The organism is Collinsella sp. CLA-AA-H302 (assembly GCF_040093305.1).
Classification (GTDB): Bacteria; Actinomycetota; Coriobacteriia; order Coriobacteriales; family Coriobacteriaceae; genus Collinsella.
In genome coordinates this window covers 1-20,961 of sequence record NZ_JBBNJW010000018.1, presented here as the reverse complement: position 1 = coordinate 20,961, position 20,961 = coordinate 1, and the positions used below count along the sequence as shown (strand labels likewise).

The following is a 20,961-nucleotide window of genomic DNA, read 5'->3' as shown; positions in this document are numbered from 1 at the left end:
CTGACCTCTTGACTGCCAGTCAAGCGCTCTCCCAGCTGAGCTACGCCCCCGTGCGAAGAAGTACTATACGGGAACTCGGACGGCGATGCAAGGACATTTTTGGAAAAACTTTCGCCCGTGCCGGCGCAGGCGAAACACGACCCGCCCGCTCAACCGGGTTTCCCGTGCTCCGCCAGTCCCATTATCGGGCCCGATTGCGAACCGCCCCTCCTCTGCGCCTCAGAACTATGCCGGTTTACTACGATGAATCAGGAATGTTCGACCACGCACGCCTTTTACGCAACCGTCGGGCTCCCTACCTGCGGTTTTGCAAACGGGGAACACGCGGTGCTCGGGAGTCGCCGATCAGTCGTAGTAAACTGGCGGTGTTTTGAAATGACATCAGCTTGATTTCGCGGCAAAATGTGTTGGAGCCCTGAATTAATGGCCTTAACTTTTTCTAAAACGCGTCTTTTCTGCAACGCGCCTAGATTGGTTGTTGTTTAGCATTGGACTTGATCTTGCGTTGTGCGACTTGCTCGTGCATGGTAGTATTTCTCGACGTGAAGCGAAGAAATTAGGCCTTAGATGCCTTTATTAGAATTGCATTCACCGTTCATAAGGGCTCTTGGCGCAACGGTTAGCGCAGGGGACTCATAATCCCTGGGTTCTGGGTTCGAATCCCGGAGGGCCCACCAGAGTATTTTGAGGCCGGGCATTACGCCCGGCCTCTTTGTTATTAGCGCTGCAAACTAGCTTTGCCATCCAGAGACGTAAAGTTATTAACATTCATATTCGTAATTAACAATGGGAATGTCGCCAAGATGCTACCCAACCAACACATGGCGTCAATCGTTAGATATGAAAAAAGGCCCCAACTTGCGTTGGAGCCTCATTCAATGCTCGGGTGGAGACGAGGGGGATCGAACCCCTGACCTCTTGACTGCCAGTCAAGCGCTCTCCCAGCTGAGCTACGCCCCCGTGCGAAGAAGTACTATACGGGAACTCCCCCGCCGATGCAAGGACAATTTTGGAAATATTCTGCGGCGCGTGGAACAGGCACGAGGACGAAGAGACACACGATGCCCGAAATAGCCCGCGGGGCGCGCCCCAGGTGCCGCCGGCCAGAACAAAGCAATCCGCGGTGCTTCCGCGGGAGGGTTTCGTCTGAGCCCCTCTCCGCGCCTTCGGGTCAATTTACTGAATCGTGCGCAGCTCGCGCCAGCTGGTCGCTTCATAAACGGACCGGTTTACTACGACGATTCCCGGATTTCCGACCTCACGCCTGCTTTCGCAAAACGGGCAGGCAATCTACCTGCGGTTTTACGAGCGGCGAATTCGGTGTGTTCAGCCACCCTCAATCCAACGTAGTAAACCGGCATTGTTTTAAAATGGGACTTAATTACTGGCAGCATATAAAGTATTAAAAATGCTCACTAGGCCATTATTACTTACCAATACCAAGCCAATTGCACAGAACGTTTGCGCGCAATCTGGTCTCAGCACATCTCATCGCCTCGGTTTTTGGCTTGTAGCGCAACTCCAATCGCTTACACACACTGTGAATGATGGCATCAAGCTGTTCGTGATCATTGAGCATGTCATGAGTTACAAGAAATACGTCGTATCCCATGCTTTGCAATGCTGTCATTCGAGAGGCATCGTGGTCAAGCACAGCGCCCGATCCATGGATAACCTCTCCTTGAAGTTCGATAATCACAGCCTTCATTTTTATTGGGTTTACGATGACGATATCGCTGTAACAGACTTTCTGACCTGCGATTTTCCGAGCTGAATTCGACAGCGGTGTTAAGTCGTTGACGTATATGTATTTAAACTCCGCTCCGCCAGCACGCCTCGGACGACTTAGCAACATTATTCCAGCAACTTCTAGCGGGGATGCAGCAATACCCATTACCTGCTGTGCGGCTTCGTAGAATTGCTTTCCCCACATCCCGTCCCTAACCTTCGCTGCAAATCTGTGCAGTTCTTCTATTTCAATAAGAGGCTTTCTCATCCAGAGCGATGTGCCCTTTCCGTTAGCTTTATTTCCGGATCCGTTATCCTGCTGCCCACTTTGATTATTATCACTATCCTTCTGGTGCTTCTGAGCATAGACTCGCTTCCATGGGGCCTCGTCTTGTGTTTCGTCTAGTTCAAACAGACTTTCTGTGGTGTACTGCTCTTCTTCTGATTTAGCCTGCTCAAGTGCCATGTCGACCGCGGGCGATGGTTTAAAAACCGAGAACCATCCGCAAAACTCGTACATAGCCAGAACCAAGTCGCATGAAGAAACGCTTCGAGTCATGGTGAATAGCGTATTAAGAGGGTCTGTGACGCTAAAGCCCATACCCGTGTCGATGGAAACTTTCTCTGTATAGGCGCTGTTCCATCGGATGGTCCGTCTTGTCTCGGAATGCAGGTTGCTTCGTGTTGATGCTGCTGTGATGACTGGCGTCTTGAGGACGTCGGTTACGAAAGGGGCTTGGGATAGGGCTCGCCAGCCGTCATCGGAGCTGGGTATGCGCGGGTAGAGGTCGCGCACCTGCGGTGGGCAGCGCCAATAGCGGAATGCGGTGTTTGCGCAGACGATTTCGTCCATTTGCGCCTCCCCTGGTATCGGCCGTAGGCCATGCGGTTGTGGTCGTGGACGATTATCTACTGGGGCATCATGCGGGTAAGTACCGGAAGCTGACCAAACGCTGACCAAAAAATGGATGGGATGTGTTGAAAGGTTGTCACGAGGCGTGAATGTGCTGGTACGAGCTGTGAGCCAGTGGTCTTTTTCTCCACAATTGCGTATGAATCATGCAAAGAATTCATTGAAAGAGCGCGTGAACCATTTTCAAAATGTTCGACGACGTCACTCTATAGTTGGTCAACGAACGAAAATTATATTCAATATGTAGGAACTATGAAGGGTTTGCGATCAATAAAAAATAGGACCCTATGCTAATAAAAATCGAAAATTTGGTGTCAGTTTTGGTGTCACCCTTGGTTTCAAATAGAAAAAGGCCAGAGGCTTAATACCTCTGACCTGTGCTTTTGATGGTGGGCGATACAAGATTCGAACTTGTGACCCCATCCGTGTGAAGGATATGCTCTACCCCTGAGCCAATCGCCCGTCGCCTTTCGGCAAAAGAGATACTATCATAGCCGTACGTGGTTTACCAAGAACTTTTTGCCCTCGATTTTAAATTCGTGAGTGCTAGCCAAGCCAAAGCAACCAAAGCAATGGGTAAAACAGCAGCTAAACCACCCTTTATCGCTTTATCCACGAGGTCTCGGGGCGGCAAATGAGTCGAGCGTTGTTGTAGGCCATGTCGAGTGTGAGGCAGGTGCGTGCTGCGTAGAAACCGTCCTCGCGCTGGATGGTCAGCGCCAGTTCGGGCTTGTCGCCGGTCAGGCACAGCGGCAGCAGCAGCTGGATCCGACCGCCGTAGAACTGCGGCACGGCGAGCGTGTAGTTGGCTGCGGCGCGGCGGGCGGCCTCGACGACAGCTCCCTCAAAGGCGCGGCGTAGCAGCAGCGAGTTGCCCTCCCCCATCAGGCTGTCGGGAATACGCGTGAGGTTCTCCTCATCGCCCAGAATGTGGTCGATGTTGGAGCGGATGGGCAGGCGGTAGTCAAAGACCAGCTCGGAGGGGTCCTCGGCAAAGCGCACGCGGCACGGCAGGTACTCAAACGAGACCAGCATGGGGTCGCTCTCCTTAAAGAAGCCCTTCAAAAACCAGCGCTGGCGCGCGTCGGGCTTGGTGTTGGGCTCAAACAGGCCATAGATGGTCTCGTAACGGCGCGTGTACAGTCCGGTGTTAAACAGGCAGCGGTCGTCATCGAACACCAACGGCAGGTTGGACGGCGCGGTCTGGTCCACGTCGCGCTCGGTCAGGAACACCGCGCGGCTAAACGAGAACGACAGGTAGTTTTTGAGGATGCGGTTGCCGGGACCCCAGTCCTCAGGGTCGGCTAGGTCGGCCAGGCGTTCGTAGCAGGGCTCGGGGCAAAACGCGAAGTCATACACATTGCTGCACAGGGTGCTAGGGAGTTCCATGTGGCGTCCATTCCATTCAATAACCGGCGTGCGGATGCTTAGATTTTATACGCGCGATGTAATCCCGGGGAGCACAACACGGTGACATTAGGAGTCGTACTCCAGGGCGATTGGTTGCCAGACGAGGTCTTCGATGCTGCAGTGTAAGGTTTTTGCGAGCGCCAATGCCGAGGATACCGAGGCACGGCGCAGGTCCAGTTGGTTTTGCTCGTAGAGCTGTATGGCACGGATTTTGACTCCCGATTGGGCAGCCAGCTGTTTTTGGGTCAGGCCGGCTGCCTTTCGCGCTACCTTGAGGCCCTTTTTGCCTGCCTGGGCTTTGTTCCATTTATCAATGACTATCTGGGCGAATGTATCTTCGGAGGCCTCGTGAAGCGGATGGTACGAGCCGATAATCCAATCGAGTGGTGCCACTTCAAAAAGGTCGCTAAAACCTAGGCCACACGTCCACTGCGTGTATGCCAAAACCCAGCCTGCCCAGTATTGTGGGGAACGGTCGAACGGATAGGCCTCCCTTAATTCGACGGGCTTCAGACCCGCGTGAACAATGATCTCGCGCGCAAGCTCGTCGCCCGACATGCCGCAGACAACGCGTGGGATACCGCGCTCAAACTGTTTCATCTCAAGAGCGTTTGACAAGATCATCGTCAGTTCGGTCGGATTCAGCCCTTGGTCGCAGAGGGCAAAATCGACTGCCTCGCCCAGCGTTCTCATAGCGTCCTCGAGATATACTTCACTGTAGGCGCAGGTCATCTGCGGTCATCCCCTCTCGAATGATGTCGACGATGCGGATTCCCTCAAACGGGTTTTCGGCAAGCAGCTGCCGATACTGTTCTCTTGCCGCTTCGTCTCGTTCCCTGGCCAATGGGCCATACAGGGCTAGCGGTGCGCGCTCAAATCCAGCAAATCGAATATTCTTAAACGCACGCTCGCTTTTGAGCATGATCTGCTCCCCGAGGTTGCCAAGCCTCATAGATCGACCAAGTTGCTCAACGGTGATCGTATTGTTCACAAATGCCCTGGCATAGCTAAAGTACGAGTCGTCCGCACGCCATCCTCTAATCACATCATAGGCTTCAGTATCCGGTAAAAGGTGATCGTGGAGATATTCGCACGCCCCTACGGCAACGGCAGTATCTTTACGAAAAGAACGATGCTCTATGAGCAACGCTATCCAATGCATGACGCTATATTGCGGCGATAGCAGGTCGAGGATATTAAGACCGGTCATATCGAGTTCATATCTATTTGCAAAACCATCGACATCCCGAGAGCATGCCCATTCCTTTGCAAGGTCGAGGCTCTCTGTGCAATAGAATCCCTGTCCATAGTCGTTATGGACTTTCCCCAGGCCAAGCTGGGGAGCCTTAATGATTTTCTGAGAACCATGCCACAGCTTCACACGAGTCTCCTAACAGGTATCGTCCTAACGATAGTTTATCAGAATATCGTTAGGGCGATACCAGTTATCTGGCGTATTCGACCGACGCCCTTGCTCCACGCTCTCCGGCAGAATAGATATTGCTTGATATTAGAGGCGCCTCCAATCAATGCGATTGAAGGCGCCTTCTCCGCGAGCATTGTTTTGATTGCGTTGGTCGTGCTCTGTGACCAAGATCTTCTCGGTAGGCTTTCATTTGATTCCGTTGGTCGCGCCTTACGACCAAAAACAAAGTCGAGCATACAAATGAATGGGAAGAACTGCAAGGCAAACCCAGAATTCACACGGTCGGCTCGTCAGCCCTCGGGTTTTTGACCAAGCGCTTCCTCGAGCTCTAGAAAAAGCTCGTATATACTGTCCAAAAACAAGAATTCGAGGCATTATGCCACCGCCGGTCTGGCTTTTTGCCGTTCTGCTAGTTCGAAGATAAACGGAGCGTTTGATCTAACGAACTCGGTCAAAAATCCAGGTCGTCACTAGAAAAACCTTCGACATTGAACCAATTAACCGCAGGCAAGAAGCATTCCGCATGGCCAAAGCCAAAGTCAACCGGGCGCTCGACGGCTACGCGAACGGTCCCGTCATCTCGTGTCTCTGAGTAAGCAAACTGAGCGCCGTCATCTAGCTGAACATAGCTCCAAAGCATTGCTACCGCGTTTACAACTTTTTGAGTTAAAAGCCTGCCCCTAACGCGGGATGAGTCGCACTAGTTACCCGATCCAAATACGTCATCTACAAGATCAGGCAAGTCTGTCCATACTTGATAGGCGACAACGTTGTCCGGATTCATTTCTCTTGCACGACGTTTATTATCCGTATTGTGCTTTGCGGCATTGGTCAAAGCCTGGCCTTTGTTTCCGTCAATCATTTCGAGATTTACCGACTTGAACTTTGACGCGGAGTACCTGTTGGGGTCAGTAGATTTTACAACGCCAAGGTCTCGCGCTCTTTTCTCACATTGAGGCGTCGATGCAAAAGTCTCCGGGCATGGTGACACGTGATCGATGAGCCACACTTCAAAGCATGGATTGGAGATCGCGAGCCTAACTCCTTTTGTCTTTGCTTCTCGTTCTGCTGCGGCTAGGTTTCTGAACTCATCTGAATCAACAACGATCCATGTAGAACTCAATGCTTCGATTTCGCCTGCTTTAACAGCCTTTTTATCATTCTCAAGCTCTCGCGACAGCTGCTTGGCCACCTTCAAGGGGTCTCCGTCAATATGCCGATACCGCACGCTACCGCGAACGTCCATTTCATTAATTAGGAAGTTGAAGTATTCGGTTTCGGTCACCTTGCCATTAGACACAACTAGATGACGCTTTCGTTTGGCTCTCGTTTGCTTTTTACGGCCGCGAGCAAGCCCTCTCCTTTCTGTCTTAGCCATTTACGTCAGTGCCTTCCTTCATAAGCTGAGCCACAAGTTGATGGAAGCTCGGATTTGGCAAGGGCACGTAGACCCCGTTCAAATAATTGCGCCCCAGATTTTCATTTGCGCGGGGGGAATACTCCATTGCCGCAATTAGCTGAGAAGTTCCCTCAAAATCTTTTTCTACAAACCAGACTTGATCTCGCTCAAGCACTTCTTCCATTGGGCTCGTTCGCGTCATCAGGGTAACATCATGAGTAGAAAAGATAAGTTGTGCGCCCTTAGGATTGGTGTCAGGATCAGAAAAAAGTGAAACGAAGTCGCGTAGGAGCGTAGGATGTAGGCTCGAATCTAGCTCATCAATGAGAGCTAGACTTCCGCTGCTTAGTGAGTTTACAGCCACGAAGAAGAAAGCTAGAGCTGCTTTCGTCCCTTCAGATTCCTGATTTGAACTGAACCAAAGCCCATCTCCAGCCCCTTTATGATGAAAGAACAGGTCGTAAGAAAAAGACCATTTAAAATCTTCTTCAATTAAATTTCGTGCTTCTTCTGGAATGTCTTTAAGGTCAACGAATGATTCCTTTAAACCAAAGATGCTTTCAGCTTGGCGAACATCGATATCGTCAATTCCGATATCAGCAAACTTAATAAGCTGAGATAATATCCGGGCCCGCGCATCACCCTTAATGAATAACTTTTTAATTGCCGTCAGCTCGTTGGTATATCGCGTTGCATCATAAAGTTTTATTTCGTGAGCAAGCGATTCAAATGCCGGTTGGACAACAGTGCTGCCGGCCGTTGCCGCGGCAGATAAAAAGAGAGAGTTTTTACGTGTAATATCCCACAGTTGTTTTTTTGCGCCCGTAAAGGAGCTTCCGAATTTAATGGATTGCTCTCCATTTGCTAAAGAGCGATCATACAGAAGGGACGGTTGCTTTGATCGATAGACGACGAGATTTTCGTAAGTAACTTCATTTTTATTTAGACCAAACGAGAACTCATATTTTTCGTTACCGGAAGTAAAGTCGATTGAAAACTCGGTGTCGCCATCGATGGAATTGGAATCGAGCAAAAAGGGAACGACTCGAATTCGCGTATGTGCATCGCCCGATGCGAAGCCTGTGCGAACAAAATACGAGACAAAGTTAAGCGCATCAATGAAGTTTGATTTTCCAGAAGCATTAGCACCATATACCGCAGCGACGCGCACGGGGCCAAACTCTTTTTTACTGGAAATTGGTTCGAACGAAAACTGCTGTGCATCTCGAAAACTGAGGTAATTCTTAAAAGAAAAATTGAGGATCATCTTTAGAATCCTTCTCGCAAAAGTCGATTTTTCACAGACATCCTTAAATTACAAGAACAATTATATAGTTTTAAAACCGATATTTGTTAGCTTTGAACAAATATCGGTTTTAAATCGATAGTTTAAACAGTGGACCCTTTTATTACATATAACATAATTATTGATGCATGCTTCTCTACACTGCTTTTAAGAGCAATCCTTCAGTGACGGTGTCTTTTAATCTCACTCACTATGCCGGCACATCTCTTCTCAATGCTGTCGGGAAAGAGCGAAGCTTCGGTAATGCCAAGTTTGCTCAACTCGTCTAATATTGATGCCTTCCTATCAGATGGCACTATGCAACGACCAGCTATTACGGGACTGTCTTTGGGCAGTGGACTTATCAAGTCATCAAATGACAAACTTGGATCTTTCTCACGAATGTCATTTGGGAAAAGGATATATTGGCCAGACTGAGCGGCCTGTCTATCAAGATATCTAGTTCCGTAGACAAATAATGTGTCTTCGCAGCACTCCTTAAACCATTTTGCCTGATCAGTTGGCTCAGGATAAATTGAAAGCACTAGATCACGTTGATAGTCAAAGTATGGTCTTGATATTGCAAGTGAGGCAAAACGAGACAGAAGTTTTGAGTTCATAAACAGATGCCAAGAGTCCGCAATTGCCTGGCAGATGGGATATTCCCGCTTATCTCCTCCCGGTCGTCTAAAGATAAATACTTCCCCCGTGTCACCAGGATTGCCGCAGGCGAAATAGAGGGCGGCAAGTGCGTTTGAAGTTACATCTAATAGTCTGGTGGGGACTCCGTAGTGCTGGAGGCAGGCTAAAAGATCAATCGGAAGCAAATCTCGCTTGAAGACATTTGGCATTATTCGGCAGGCGGTTTCAATAATATCCGCCTCGTGCGTAAGGCTGCCTATGATAGGAGTAATGGTGTCCGATCCCGGTTTACGCCAATAGCTATCTCTTCCGATTGACGGAACAAGATCAAACTTAGTCGATCCTTGTCCTCGGAAAACAAATGTAGATTCATATGTTCTGGCGTCTCCATTTATTGTTGGTGAAAGTCCGTTGATGTACTTGATATATGAGGCTACATCTTCGACCTCAATTTTAGTTTCATTAGACATATATCAATCCTTTAGTGGAACAAGAAGTTTTATTAACGGCAGTATTTGGATTGCAATTATCTTATCGCTCTGGCAAATGGGGTGTAAGGCTCAACATCGGTAGCAGATCGAGAGGTTGTCGAGCTGAACAAAATAGTGCCGTCGCAGCGATAGCTGATACGGCACCACTCTATATGAAATTGATTTAGTAGAAGATTAAATACTTATGAAATAGCTGCATTCGCCTCTCCCCTAGTCTCGCTTAAACGGGGCCTTGGCAGCGATATGCGGCAGCCAAGAGCACTGTTCCCAGCAGGAATAGCACCACAGGGGCGACGATCCAGTTGTTGTCGCCGGCCTTGGGGAGCGTCGCGGTGGTCTCAGTGGCAGTCTTGGGCCTAGAGGACGTGGATATAGTGGTCTTGGTTGCTGTCGTTGTTGTCTTGGTTGTCGTGGCCGCGGGTTTCAGCGAGGGATTAGCCGTGGGCCCCGTGGTGGGCTCTCCGGTAGCGGGGCTAGCATCGGTGGGAGACTTGCCCGCGCTATCGCCAGGCACATCGACCCCGTCGGTCTCCCCCGCCGGAGGCGTGGCGACATCGGGCTCAATCACCACATGCGGTGCCACGACTCCTGCAGCATCCACAACGCTGCTAGCACCAAAGGTCCCGCTAGCAGGCGTCACAAACCGTGCGGCCACAAGCGACCCGCCCAGGCACGCAACGCCGCCGTCGGTACCGGCCGCATCAAGCCACGAGGCGTCGACGGAAAGCCGACAGCCGGCCGCGCCAGCGCCAATGCCCGCGTCCTGCAGATACACGCCGTAGGCGCGCACGCCCGCTCCGGACCCGGCGCCCGCGGAAACGACGCGCCCGCCGCCGCGCACGGCCATGTCGCCGGCGATCACGCCGGCAGCCGCCTCGTCAGTAATATCGACCCCGTCTGCCCGGGCATCGATGGTGCATCCGTCCACCACGAGCGCCTGCGAGACGTGGATTCCGCACTGCGAGCCCGTCGCCGTCAGGGTCCCGGTACCGCGAAGCGTCAGGTTGCCCCACACCTCCATGCCGCACAGCGTGATGTCCGCATCGGGCGCATGCGACTCCGTCACGGAGTTTTGCCCGGCAAGCGTCAGCACCAGGTCGCCTTCGGCTCCGATGGCCTCGCCCGCGTAGCCGTTAAGCTCCAGATGGTCGGCATCGGTCCAGGCCCAGCCGGGGCCCGACACGCCCGGCTCGTAGTACGTCGCGCCCGCGATGATGAGGCTCTCCGCGCCCGCGGCATAAGAAGGCCCGCCCAGCAAAACGCATAGGCAGGCCATGGCAACAATTGCAATGTAATGACGGCTGGTGTAGGACTCGGCAGCAAACATACCCGCTCCGATCTTCGCAGGAGCCAATAGAATGTGCACCAGAAAATGCCCTGGTAGCAGCAGTTATTAGTTTAGCGAGATCAAGCCGTAATTATAGAAAAAGCCTCTGAACAGCGCCAATAATTAGGTGTAAATCGTTTTGCCAATCGGTGAAAGGAAAAAGCGATCACGTCGAGTTTTCAATGCCGCATCAAGACTCCTCAGGTCATACGTTTCGATTTGTACAATATACCTATGCGAAGCGATGGAGAAAGGCAACAACATGAGTTTAGAACAGGAACAGCGCACCCTTGATAGAAGGCAGCGCGAATTGACAGACCTCCAAAAGAAGCTTGCGGGGCAACAGTCAAAGCTCACCGCGGCTGAAACAAAAGCGAACGCCGCACAGACAGCGGCAACGAAGGCACGTACGGAATCGACCCGTAGTAGCAAACTACGCTCCTACCAATCCGCCCTGCGTGACAAGGAGCGCGCGCAGAAGGAGATTGCGAGCCTTCAGGGTAAAATCGCAGTAAAGCAGAAAGAAATGAACGCGGCAACCGCAAAGGTCGGACGCGAAAGGCAGCGTATAGAAAACGCCGCCGCGAAGAAACGCAAGCAGGATGCTCTCAAGCTCAACAGAGCCATGGGCTCAATGAACCGCACAATCGAAGATCATGCGACAAGGCTTGAAACACTAGAAAACATACCTGAGAAGGTTACGGTGTTATATCTCGGCACGTCTCCCGAGGACGAGGTGCGTCTCAGGATCGATGCAGAAGCACGAGACATCCACGAAGCTATACGTAAGTCGGACAATCCCCAATGCGTCGCTTTCAACGACCGATGGGCGGTGCGACAGACCGACCTGCTTCAAGCGCTCAATGAAACTAACCCCGACATCGTCCACTTCAGTGGTCATGGAGCAGCTGACGGAAGCATTGTGCTCGAAGACCAGTTTGGTAATTCAGTTCTTCTCGATAAAGAGCGTCTATCGGTGGTTGTCGGCGCCGCCGCCAAACACGTAAGGCTGATCGTTTTCAACGCCTGTTACTCTGATGAGGAGGCTGATAAGATACTGCGCCATGTCGATGCGACGATAGGCATGACGAAATCCATATCGGACGCCGCCGCGAAGGCATTCGCCGCCCAGCTGTATTCGAGCATCGGATTCGGCCTCGACCTGCAAACCGCCTTCAATCAGGCTCGTGCCGCAATCGCACTTGCTTCGCCAGAAGAATTCGATACACCGAGACTTAGGGTTAGCGAGGGGGTAGAAGCTGAGACAATGACGTTCGTGGGTTAACGTGCTATAAAAATCACATTGCCTGTCAGGCGCAAGGGATCCAGACTTATATTAAATGATCCCGTATCGGCGCTAGCTGATACGGGATCATTCTTGACATTGAGAGTATTAAGCAAGGCTAGAGTCGCTGCAGGGAATCCCCTTCTCTAATCCCTCTTAGACAAATCCCTCGAGCACACCTTGTCCGCCACTTCCACGAGCTCGTCGCTCCAGCGGTTGGCCACGATCACGTCGCAGCCGGTCTTGAAGGCACCCGGGTCGTGCGTGACCTCGGACCTGAAGAACTCCGACGCGCCAGCGTGGAATCGTAGACCACCACGGGCACACCCTTGGCCTTCATGCGCTGGTAGTGTCGAGAAAGTTGGTGTAGTGCCCGATCCGAAGCGAGTCGGACCGGAGTCCAGAAACCTGAAATACGATTGATATCCTATGCCGCCTCGATCCTGTCCGCAAGCTCGAGCCCGGATTCGATCATCTTCCCGGCCTCGGTCTCCAGCCGCACCCAGTCGACCTTCCCGTCGATCCCGCGGGCGCGGCCCTCGTCGTAGATCTCGCTCATCTTTGCCTCCGAGAAGTACCTCGACTCCTGCCATATCTCGTCCTGCTCGCACATGACCGCGCCGGCCAGCCGCACCAGCGATGCCTCCGAGGGGAATACCTGCACCACCCTCGACCTGCGCTTTATCTCGCGGTTCGTCCGCTCCTGGACGTTGTTGGTGCGCAGGCGCTTCCAGTGCGAGGGCGGGAAGTCGAGATATGCCAGGGCGTCCGGCTCGGACTCCTCGAGGATCGCGGCCGCCCGCGGGCAGCAGCCTTCCAGCATGTCGTACGCCACGTGGTACATGGCGGCCACGGTGGCGGCGTCGCGCCCGCGGAACACCTGCGAGACGATCCTGCCCACGCGGCGCCTGAGCTGCCAGGAGCCCGCCTCGCGCATGCAGTTGCGCATCAGGTGGACGGCGCAGCGCTGCCACGCCGCCCCCTGGAAGACCTCCGACGCCGCCGCGACGAGGTCGCCGTGCGCGTCGGAGACAACGAGCTGCACGCCGGAGATGCCGCGGTCGCGGATCTTCCTGAGGAATGCAAGCCACGAGTCGTACGACTCGGTGTCCACCACGCCGACGCCCAGGACGCGCCTCCAGCCGCCCGCGTCGCAGCCGATGGCTGTGACGACGGCCGTAGAGGCCACGCGGCCCCCGCGGCGGCACTTGACGTAGGTGGCGTCGAGCCAGACGTATGGCACCGGCGAGCCCTCGAGAGGCCTCGCGCAGAGCTCCTCGACGTCGGCGTCCAAGCTCGAGGCGATGGCGCTCACCTGGTCCTTGGAGAGCCTCGACACGCCCATCTTCTCGGCGACGCGCTGCACCTTGCGGGTGCTCGTGCCGGTGGCGTACATCTCGGCGACGGCGGCCACGAGGGCGCGGTCGACGCGCTGGTAGCGCTCGATCACGTCGTCCGGGAAGAAGCTGCCGGTGCGGAGCTTCGGGATGCGCAGCGTCAGCGTGCCGACGCAGGTGGCGAGGCCGCGCTCCCGGTAGCCGTTGCGGCTGTTCGCCCCGCCGTCGCACAGCTGGTCGGGCTCGGCGTCCATCACGGCGTTCACGACCTGCTCGGTGAGGCGCCTGAGCAGCTCCTGCATGTCGATGGCGCCGTCGTCGAACCGTGGCATGGCGAGCGTGTCCGGCGTCGGGTCTGATAAGATTTCCATAGCGGTCTTCGTCCTTTCCTAGAACCTGTTGTTGTGGTGATTTCAGATTCTAGGACGAAGGCCGCTCTTCATTAAACGGGCGCTAGAGTGTCGCCCTTACACCAACATTTTCGACGCGATCCATGCGCTTCATGACGCCCTGGATGGAGCTCGCGCGGAAGTTGTCGGAGTTGGACTTCATCGTCAGTGGTAGATGCTTGCGACCGATTTTCCCCGTCCTTATAGACACTCTTCTGCGCTATTTTAGATAATTAATATCTCATTACAATTGGAAATAACGAATCAACAGAGCCGTTACCAGAGAACCCGCAACTGCTGTAATTATTGGCACCAGGACATTCCATGCAACCTTTGATCCAAAGCCCTCCTTTTCAGCAGAATTAGCCCCTTCAGCACCGGGAGCACTTGTATATAAAACTGTGTTAGTAATTACCGTATTGTTTTCTGTTGCTTCTTTATTGGACTTAATCTCAATACCGAGCTCATCAAGGCATCCATACTCGTCTTCAAGCATCATTAACGCCTTAATGGCACGAGTAGTTACCTCCCCTTTTATTCCTTTAAAAAAATCTGGCGAAAAGTTCTGAGAAATAGAGAGACACGTAATACCGCCGCCAGAACGCTCTAAAACCTCGCTCGCTAAATATGATCGGTCGAGATGGACTGTCGAATCGCCTTCGGCCAATCTTTCAACGATGGAATGCCCTCGTCAAAGGGTACTTCCTTGAGATCATTCAGAGTTTCTTCGCTAAGGAAACAAATTTGCAGCGGCACACTGTTTACCTTAAAAGTGCCATTATTAATCCCCGAATAACTGAAGTTAAGACCTTTAGAAACTCTGTAACTTGGGACTTCGCCATCTGTATAGCCTGCGAGCTCGCATTCCGCCCAGCGTTCAAGTTCATCATTGCCAACATCGTGAGCAAGAACCTCTAGTCTCCTAAGGGGTTGCTCCAAGGGAACGACGGAGTCGACTGCTTCAGTTATCACTTTACTTTTTGGCAAAAGAGAACCTTCCTACAGGGCGCTACAAGATAAAGCTTGCGATAAATAGCGAAGCACAGTTCGCTAAAGAAAAAAGAGAACGCATTTCAATGAATTAAAAGCTGTTCCCAAACGGATTACTATCAGGCCCTTTAGCGGGAACATCAGCAGCGGTGACACTGTTGGAGTCATTTTGTCCCTGCTCTTCCATCGTTTTTCTTAGCGCAGAGCCTGCTTTAGTACCATCTTGTATTTCTTTGAAAAAAGCCGCGAGGGGCATATCGCCATCAATATCAAATGTCACTTCGTCCCTAAGGGAATCATCAACGAGTTTTTCAAGAAAATCTTGAGTCAAATCGTCGATTTGCTTCGCATTTCCGTCTATGAACAGCTCGCCCTTATTATTTACAATTATGTCCATCATCGATGAATCATCCCCTCGTAGATAGTGCTTCTCCGTTTTACGGCGTCAGTGCCGCCATCTATCAGGCTTGCGACGCTCTCGACGAGCTGCCTTTTTCCATGCGCCCCTACAAAAGATCGGTTTTCATATGAGATACAATTGGTTGCATCAATTCTCTTATCGTTGTTTGCCAAAATTATTTCATTTGCATCAGCGTTAACTACAAGCAGAGGCTCATGAGTTGCTACAAAAATTTGATGAGTTTTTCTCAACTCCTTTAATTTGTCGCCTAAAGTACGGAGCAAGAATTCCTTTTCCATGTTAGATTCGGGTTGATCATATAAAACAATTGTATTACTACCTTCTTTTTGAATTGTTCGATCGAGAAAGTAGGAGACATATATTTTGCTAAGCATTCCAGCTGAGTATTCCTCAATAGAACGGTAGCGGTTTGTCATGTCGCGAAGCTCGATTGCATATTCAATTACATCTTCAAGAGGCAGATTCATGACAAGGCCATTCTTAATACCTGCTTTGTAAAATAGCTCAAGCATCGATTTGTTCGATGCTTGAGATGTTAGATCCAGGGGGTAAGAAAACTCTCCTACCTTAGCTTTACCATTAGTCGCTCTTGTGCGTACGTGACTAGGAAATACTTCTCTCATTCGGCTTTCGTCATTTATGGATAATCTGACGTCTTCAATTTTCAGTCGCGCAATGTCATTTTCACTTACAAATGAAATTGATCTAGTAGCAGCTTCTTTGTCTATAACGGGCACCAGCAGGCATAGTTCCGTTTTCTTCGCTTCCAAAAGATTAGAGGCCAGCTCAGAAAGTTTATCTATTAATACTTGTTTTTTCTGATTAACTTGCTGAAATTGCCCGCTCACTTTCCCGTTATAGGTTTGAACGGCTTCGTAAATTAGCTCTCTTTTTCTCTTATCAAGAGTTTTGGCAAGGCGTATAGACTTTAAATTAATAGCTTTTGTTTCCAATTCGAGTAAAAAGGAATCACGCAATTGGATAAGTTGTGTTTGCAAGCCATGAGACAAAGCATTCTTACTAGCAATATTGATTAACTTATTAAAATACTCCGTTGCAGTCTTGATTCCGTTAGTGCAGTTTTGGATTTTAATGTCCAACTCAGAAATGGCAGCGGCATCGCTCGGATTTAGGTTGTAAGAAATAGTATCCGCGCTCTTCACTTCATTTGCTGCCAGGAATCGCGCAGCACTTTTAGCCTGTGCCAAAGCATCTCCCGCATTGGCCCTTGCTTTATCAGCTCTTGCCAGATCGGCGAGGTAACTGTTCATGCTAACCGTAAAGTTGGTAACTAGTTTCGTAAAATCATGTGAATTAATTCCTAGGCCCATGTCGTTAATGAGCTCACTTTTTTCCGAACTGTAGGCCTTAATGACTTTGTTATAGAGGTTTTCACCTTCAACTACTTCAAAACCGTCCGAAGCGTCAATCTCTTCACCGCTGGGTCCATATAGATGCACTTGATAAGAGTCATATATATTATCGTAGTCTGCAACACTTGAAATTTGTTCACTAAGATGAGCGTTCCTGAGCTTCGCACTTAAGATATCGAGAAGGAGGGTTTTCCCACTGCCCGATGGGCCAATTACGCAATTAAGTCCTTGCGAGCAGCTAATTTCCGAATGCCTCAGGCCCATGCCGCCTTCAATGACTATGCGGGATACGTAGGAAACCCTATTTACAATATCTTCCTTTCGAACCATGCGGCAATCGCCCATTAGCACAGAATAGAACAAATCATCAAAACTCGCACCTGCCCACATATAAGTAGGTGAAACCAGTCCGTCAAAGGTAGACCTATCAACTGACGAGATATCTGCTGCAGCTTCAAACCAATCGACTTGTTCTTCAGTCAAAAAATCCTTGATATGTTGCTCAAGTGATAGCTTGTGAAATGACCTGTTGTCCTCAATGGCGACAGGGAAATATGTATTCATACTTAGCAATTCTTGCGCCATTGGGGGATTGCCCGCAAGCCCACGATCGTCTTGCTTTAATCCGTGGACACATATAACCGCGCGCCTGTCGCATAGCAATTCACATAGTTGGTTTATTGTAAGTGCATATCTTCCGTTGACGATGAAGTTCGAGTTGAGGTTCTTTGAGAACGAAAGTAACTGCGAGTTGGGATCAAGGACAATAACAATGTGAAGGACTTTGCTCTCATCCGTCCAATTTAAAAGATTAAGTTCAACACCAGGCAGTAATTCAATACCGTGTAACGCAGCCATTTTTCTCATGAGTAAATAGGCAGCTACATCTAGATTATTTGAGTTTGTCTGAGCAAGCAATTGATAACCGGCGCTTTTAGCTTCTTTTATCTGGTCATAACCAGCCTGCAGGTCAAATTTCGCTTCACTACCTATCGGGCGATCAATGGTCAAATCGGCCGATTTGTTATTAAAATGATTATGGATGGAAAGTTTTGTATATTCATCCATAGCCGCTTCCTTTCGTACATACAACTTAAAAACAGTTTAGTTTCTGCAAGCAGTTCCTTCGCCGTCAGTTTTGAGTATTTGCTCGCTTGAGCACTGATGAATGTCGCCAAAGGACACCGCCGGCATGGTGCGTGGACACCGGGGGCGACATTCGCCCCAGTACCGCTTTGTTGTTACCGATCCGCCCAACGACGCAGCCATATGCTGGCCTTGCCCATGTCTACACAGACCGCGTTGTGAGCAATGTTTTCCAGGATGGCATCGGCATGGATTTATAACAATGCAGTGATTAGCTATGACAATAGTCAATCACTGCATTTTGCCACCCCTGATGACAAACACCTCGAGCTCGTGGCATCAGGGAATGCTATTGTAAATAGCGAGAATAACAGAGCACGGGGTGTATCGGCGCAAGCCGATACACCCCGTGCTCAATTTAGCTTCTATTCTAGATTGTGGCAGACCTGCGCAATCCCCTCTCCCCTAGTCCCGCTTAAACAGATCTCTCGTGTACACCTTGCCGCTACGTCCGCGAGCTCGTCGCTCCAGCGGTTGGGGACGATTACGTCGCAGCCGGACTTGAAGGCCTCCAGGTCGTGGATCACCTCGGAGCCGAAGAACTCCGGCGCGTCCAGCGTGGGCTCATATACCACCTCGGACACGCCCTTGGCCTTCACGCGCTTCATAACGCCCTGGATGGAGCTCGCGTGAGGAATAATGGGGTTTGATTCATCATAAGAAAGTAGGCAATCGCGACCGAGAATAGATCAGAAGTGTCTTAGCTTATGGAGTAGCTGTAAATTGCTTTATATAGAGGAAGGGGCGCATCACCATCAACCAGCGCACTCCTTCCGGATGATTATTTAAATAGCTAAAAATGAGTTCTCGCCAAAGATTCAGCACACTCTCGCCAGACATCATTGAATGTCCCAAGAGAATACATAGCACTCAAAGATATTTTGTCAGCTGAAAAGCTGAAACCCTGACTACCTTACAAACTCTAAGTACTTTACGCTCTCGCCGCGTTCGAATGCGCCTATAACTTCACAGGTGGCTTTGGTGATATCACGATCAATGCCGCCTTCGCGGCGAAGTGCCTCTTCACCTTTGATGCCCTTTTCGACATCAGCGATCATTCTTAGGAAAGAAACCCATTCAAAGCGAATACCTTCCCCGTCTAGCTGATAGAAATAACGTCTGTTATCGGCTGGGTTCTCGTAACGGATTTCGAAATAATCAGTCTTCCACCAGGGCGCAGGAACATATATGTAGCCCTTTGTGCCCGATACAACTAGACTGCCCTCAGACTTAGCGCCTGAGCCGACCTTTGCTGTTGCCACGGCGTTTGGAAACTCAACGTCAAGCCTCGAGAACTCATCAAAAGTCTTGTCGTGTTTCTCGCACAAGGACGAAATGCGCACCGAGTTAGGTTTAGTGCCTAGTATCTGGAAGATTGGCAATAAGGCCGTCGGCCCCCATGCCGTCATGCTGCTCCAGGCAGTGTCGCGACGCGTATCAAAAGGAGCGCGATTGGTCTTAAGATTGGTTATAGTGGCATCGACCGAAACGACCTCGCCAATACGTCCACCGGTGACCAACAACAGCATGCGTGCGTAGGCGGTTGAGTATGCCGTGCGCAGCGAGTCCATCAGCACAAGGCCTCGCTCGTCGGCTAATGCGAAAAGCTCACTGCATTCCTTAGCGCTCTTTGCGATAGGCGCTTCGCACATCACATGCTTGTCGGCATTTAAGGCTCGCTTCACCTGATCGTAATGTCGATCAGGATGCGAGTGAATATATACAATATCGACTGCATCCAGTAACTTATCGTATTCATCCGTTACAAGCTCAGCTCCGAGTGGACCCTCATCTAGCAAGCTGCGATCTTCAACACAAATGCCGGCAACCTCGAGACCATTTACCAAACCGCATTCAGCAAAAACGCGATTCATATAGTCGGTATATCCAACTAAACCGCAGCGAAGTTTAACCGAACTTCGGATTTCCGTAGAAGAGACACCACTGGTGCGTTCGAGGTACACAACTTTGCAGTACTCATTCAGATAATCGAATTGGCCCTCCCAATCCGATCCCACAGTAAAGATATCGACTCCATAGCGCTTGATGTCGTCGATTTTCTGGCCTTCGTACTCTTCGACGACAATCTTGTCCGCAAGCCCGGTTGAACGCACTGCTGCAATACGCTCTTCAAGCGATTGTTGAACGTTAATCTTGCCGCGTTGTTTGTCAAAGTCATCCGACGTAACGCCAACGATTAGATAGTCACCTAAGGCCTTAGCACGCTCCAACAGGCGGACATGCCCGCGATGAAGATGGTCGTAGGTTCCGTAGGTAATGACCTTAGTCATGGTTAGGCCTTGTCCAACTCAATCAGCGCTTCCATGAATCGCTCCATCGAACGCTTGGGACCAGTGGTTACCCTCAGACAGCTGCCAAAAGCGCCAATACCGTCATACTCCTTAATGAGAATGCCTTTCTCGGCCTTCATGCGGCGAACGATTTCAGAAGCATCGCTAAACGGCTTAATGAACATAAAATTGCCTTCGCTGCTTCGATATTCATAGCCATTACTGTCAAGTTGCTCAACGAGCCACTGCTTGCCGCCAAGCTGATTCTCGATCATGGAATCGAGCAAGCCTTCGGTTTCCATGATTTTCTTTGCAAAGAGCATGGCAAACATATTTACATTGTGGGGAGTATTCAGCTTCTGTACGAGGGCAACTCCCTCAGGCCATCCTGCTACATAGCCTAAACGAGCTCCAGCAAGCGAGAATAGCTTCGAGAAAGTACGAGTTACAAATACATGTTCATGGGTAAGGGCGTAATTAATGGAAGTCTCAGGGCAGAAATAATGGTATGCCTCGTCAACGAGGACGGTAATCTGACGGCGTTCCGCTTCCTCGAAAAAGCGCATCATCTCGGTCTCGCTCCAAGCATTGCCCATGGGATTATTCGGATTAACAAGAATTAGCAGCTGCGTGTCATCGCTGATTTTGGAAATCACATCATCAACCGTGATGGTTAGGTCATCCCTGTAAGGAACCGGCACAAAATTGCGCCCATACATCTTCGAGTACACTTCGAACATCGCATAAGAGGGCGATACACAAACGATCTCGCCGCTAGGTGCAGTGAAGGCCTCAATGATGTTGCGAATGCCCTCGGAAGACCCGTTAACAAGCGACAGATGCTCGATGTCCGTACCAAGTCTTCCAGCGAGGAATTCGGTAAACTCAAGAGTCTCCGGGTACTGGGCCACCATTTCGGGCGTTACCCTCGAAAGAACCCCGTCGATGAACTCTTGAGATAGCCCCTCGGGGTTCTCGTTCAGATCAAGTCTGAGGTAACCCTCGCGCTTGTTCTGGTCAAAGATGCGATGAAGGTTCACGAGCCTCTCGTTAACGTAGTACACACTTACTCCTTTGTTTTAGGCTCTGTTAGACCAGAATTGACATC

At 50.7% G+C, this 20,961-nt stretch carries 17 protein-coding genes and 3 tRNA genes; 2 read left to right on the top strand and 18 right to left on the bottom strand.

Features of this window, described 5'->3' with window-relative positions; translation table 11 throughout:
• Positions 1 to 601 precede the first annotated feature (601 nt).
• Positions 602 to 677, top strand: a tRNA-Ile gene (locus AAAV21_RS09850).
• Positions 678 to 887: 210 nt separating this feature from the next.
• Here AAAV21_RS09850 and AAAV21_RS09845 read toward each other — a convergent pair.
• The 10 genes from AAAV21_RS09845 to AAAV21_RS09800 form a co-directional block, all read right to left on the bottom strand.
• Positions 888 to 960, bottom strand: a tRNA-Ala gene (locus AAAV21_RS09845).
• Positions 961 to 1,426: 466 nt separating this feature from the next.
• Positions 1,427 to 2,581: a hypothetical protein gene (locus tag AAAV21_RS09840; RefSeq protein ID WP_349109336.1), complete on the bottom strand. Its 1,155-nt coding sequence runs from the start codon at positions 2,579 to 2,581 to the stop codon at positions 1,427 to 1,429.
• A 447-nt stretch (positions 2,582 to 3,028) separates the two neighbouring features.
• Positions 3,029 to 3,103, bottom strand: a tRNA-Val gene (locus AAAV21_RS09835).
• A 138-nt stretch (positions 3,104 to 3,241) separates the two neighbouring features.
• Entirely contained in the window at positions 3,242 to 4,030 is a 789-nt protein-coding gene (locus tag AAAV21_RS09830) for a DUF3825 domain-containing protein (protein WP_349109333.1), read from the bottom strand.
• A gap of 87 nt (positions 4,031 to 4,117) precedes the next feature.
• Positions 4,118 to 4,783: a helix-turn-helix transcriptional regulator gene (locus AAAV21_RS09825; protein ID WP_349109330.1), complete on the bottom strand. Its 666-nt coding sequence runs from the start codon at positions 4,781 to 4,783 to the stop codon at positions 4,118 to 4,120.
• Positions 4,764 to 5,432 (bottom strand): DUF3990 domain-containing protein, encoded by a 669-nt coding sequence (locus AAAV21_RS09820; RefSeq protein WP_349109327.1) that lies wholly within the window; start codon positions 5,430 to 5,432, stop codon positions 4,764 to 4,766. The genes AAAV21_RS09825 and AAAV21_RS09820 overlap by 20 nt, the downstream gene beginning before the upstream one ends.
• A 745-nt stretch (positions 5,433 to 6,177) precedes the next feature.
• The gene (locus AAAV21_RS09815) at positions 6,178 to 6,855 is read right to left on the bottom strand and encodes an RloB family protein (protein ID WP_349109325.1); all 678 of its coding nucleotides are present in this window, start codon (positions 6,853 to 6,855) and stop codon (positions 6,178 to 6,180) included.
• Positions 6,848 to 8,143, bottom strand: coding sequence for an AAA family ATPase (locus AAAV21_RS09810; protein WP_349109322.1), 1,296 nt, complete (start codon positions 8,141 to 8,143; stop codon positions 6,848 to 6,850). Before AAAV21_RS09810 ends, AAAV21_RS09815 begins: the two co-directional genes overlap by 8 nt.
• Positions 8,144 to 8,343: 200 nt before the next feature.
• The gene (locus AAAV21_RS09805) at positions 8,344 to 9,273 is read right to left on the bottom strand and encodes an FRG domain-containing protein (RefSeq protein WP_349109320.1); all 930 of its coding nucleotides are present in this window, start codon (positions 9,271 to 9,273) and stop codon (positions 8,344 to 8,346) included.
• 241 nt (positions 9,274 to 9,514) lie between these two features.
• A complete protein-coding gene (locus tag AAAV21_RS09800; RefSeq protein ID WP_349109318.1) occupies positions 9,515 to 10,621 on the bottom strand; it encodes a hypothetical protein in 1,107 nt (368 codons plus the stop codon).
• A gap of 262 nt (positions 10,622 to 10,883) precedes the next feature.
• On the opposite strand from AAAV21_RS09800, the gene AAAV21_RS09795 reads away from it, so the two are divergent.
• The gene (locus AAAV21_RS09795; RefSeq protein ID WP_349109316.1) at positions 10,884 to 11,906 is read left to right on the top strand and encodes a hypothetical protein; all 1,023 of its coding nucleotides are present in this window, start codon (positions 10,884 to 10,886) and stop codon (positions 11,904 to 11,906) included.
• Positions 11,907 to 12,333: 427 nt separating this feature from the next.
• On the opposite strand, the gene AAAV21_RS09790 is transcribed toward AAAV21_RS09795, so the two are convergent.
• From AAAV21_RS09790 to AAAV21_RS09755, 8 genes are all read right to left on the bottom strand, one after another.
• Positions 12,334 to 13,614, bottom strand: a complete 1,281-nt coding sequence (locus AAAV21_RS09790; protein WP_349109314.1) for an IS256 family transposase — start codon at positions 13,612 to 13,614, stop codon at positions 12,334 to 12,336.
• 262 nt (positions 13,615 to 13,876) lie between these two features.
• Entirely contained in the window at positions 13,877 to 14,128 is a 252-nt protein-coding gene (locus AAAV21_RS09785; RefSeq protein ID WP_349109312.1) for a hypothetical protein, read from the bottom strand.
• Positions 14,129 to 14,253: 125 nt separating this feature from the next.
• Positions 14,254 to 14,619: a hypothetical protein gene (locus AAAV21_RS09780; protein WP_349109310.1), complete on the bottom strand. Its 366-nt coding sequence runs from the start codon at positions 14,617 to 14,619 to the stop codon at positions 14,254 to 14,256.
• A gap of 94 nt (positions 14,620 to 14,713) precedes the next feature.
• Positions 14,714 to 15,022 carry a hypothetical protein gene (locus tag AAAV21_RS09775; RefSeq protein ID WP_349109307.1) on the bottom strand — a complete coding sequence of 103 codons (309 nt, stop codon included), beginning with the start codon at positions 15,020 to 15,022 and terminating at the stop codon, positions 14,714 to 14,716.
• The gene (locus AAAV21_RS09770; RefSeq protein ID WP_349109305.1) at positions 15,019 to 17,484 is read right to left on the bottom strand and encodes a hypothetical protein; all 2,466 of its coding nucleotides are present in this window, start codon (positions 17,482 to 17,484) and stop codon (positions 15,019 to 15,021) included. Before AAAV21_RS09770 ends, AAAV21_RS09775 begins: the two co-directional genes overlap by 4 nt.
• Positions 17,485 to 17,927: 443 nt before the next feature.
• Complete coding sequence (locus tag AAAV21_RS09765; protein ID WP_349109302.1) at positions 17,928 to 18,170, bottom strand: hypothetical protein; 243 nt, start codon at positions 18,168 to 18,170, stop codon at positions 17,928 to 17,930.
• Positions 18,171 to 18,470: 300 nt separating this feature from the next.
• Entirely contained in the window at positions 18,471 to 19,853 is a 1,383-nt protein-coding gene (locus AAAV21_RS09760; RefSeq protein ID WP_349109299.1) for a Gfo/Idh/MocA family oxidoreductase, read from the bottom strand.
• A gap of 2 nt (positions 19,854 to 19,855) precedes the next feature.
• Positions 19,856 to 20,917, bottom strand: coding sequence for a histidinol-phosphate transaminase (locus AAAV21_RS09755; RefSeq protein WP_349109296.1), 1,062 nt, complete (start codon positions 20,915 to 20,917; stop codon positions 19,856 to 19,858).
• Positions 20,918 to 20,961 lie beyond the last annotated feature (44 nt).

Excerpts from the sequence above, each read along its gene's own strand:
- AAAV21_RS09840 (WP_349109336.1), bottom strand. The coding sequence starts at position 2,581 with ATGGACGAAATCGTCTGCGCAAACACCGCATTCCGCTATTGGCGCTGC.
- AAAV21_RS09830 (WP_349109333.1), bottom strand. The coding sequence starts at position 4,030 with ATGGAACTCCCTAGCACCCTGTGCAGCAATGTGTATGACTTCGCGTTT.
- AAAV21_RS09825 (WP_349109330.1), bottom strand. The coding sequence starts at position 4,783 with ATGACCTGCGCCTACAGTGAAGTATATCTCGAGGACGCTATGAGAACG.
- AAAV21_RS09815 (WP_349109325.1), bottom strand. The coding sequence starts at position 6,855 with ATGGCTAAGACAGAAAGGAGAGGGCTTGCTCGCGGCCGTAAAAAGCAA.
- AAAV21_RS09810 (WP_349109322.1), bottom strand. The coding sequence starts at position 8,143 with ATGATCCTCAATTTTTCTTTTAAGAATTACCTCAGTTTTCGAGATGCA.
- AAAV21_RS09805 (WP_349109320.1), bottom strand. The coding sequence starts at position 9,273 with ATGTCTAATGAAACTAAAATTGAGGTCGAAGATGTAGCCTCATATATC.
- AAAV21_RS09800 (WP_349109318.1), bottom strand. The coding sequence starts at position 10,621 with ATGTTTGCTGCCGAGTCCTACACCAGCCGTCATTACATTGCAATTGTT.
- AAAV21_RS09795 (WP_349109316.1), top strand. The coding sequence starts at position 10,884 with ATGAGTTTAGAACAGGAACAGCGCACCCTTGATAGAAGGCAGCGCGAA.
- AAAV21_RS09790 (WP_349109314.1), bottom strand. The coding sequence starts at position 13,614 with ATGGAAATCTTATCAGACCCGACGCCGGACACGCTCGCCATGCCACGG.
- AAAV21_RS09785 (WP_349109312.1), bottom strand. The coding sequence starts at position 14,128 with ATGCTTGAAGACGAGTATGGATGCCTTGATGAGCTCGGTATTGAGATT.
- AAAV21_RS09775 (WP_349109307.1), bottom strand. The coding sequence starts at position 15,022 with ATGATGGACATAATTGTAAATAATAAGGGCGAGCTGTTCATAGACGGA.
- AAAV21_RS09770 (WP_349109305.1), bottom strand. The coding sequence starts at position 17,484 with ATGGATGAATATACAAAACTTTCCATCCATAATCATTTTAATAACAAA.
- AAAV21_RS09765 (WP_349109302.1), bottom strand. The coding sequence starts at position 18,170 with ATGAAGCGCGTGAAGGCCAAGGGCGTGTCCGAGGTGGTATATGAGCCC.
- AAAV21_RS09760 (WP_349109299.1), bottom strand. The coding sequence starts at position 19,853 with ATGACTAAGGTCATTACCTACGGAACCTACGACCATCTTCATCGCGGG.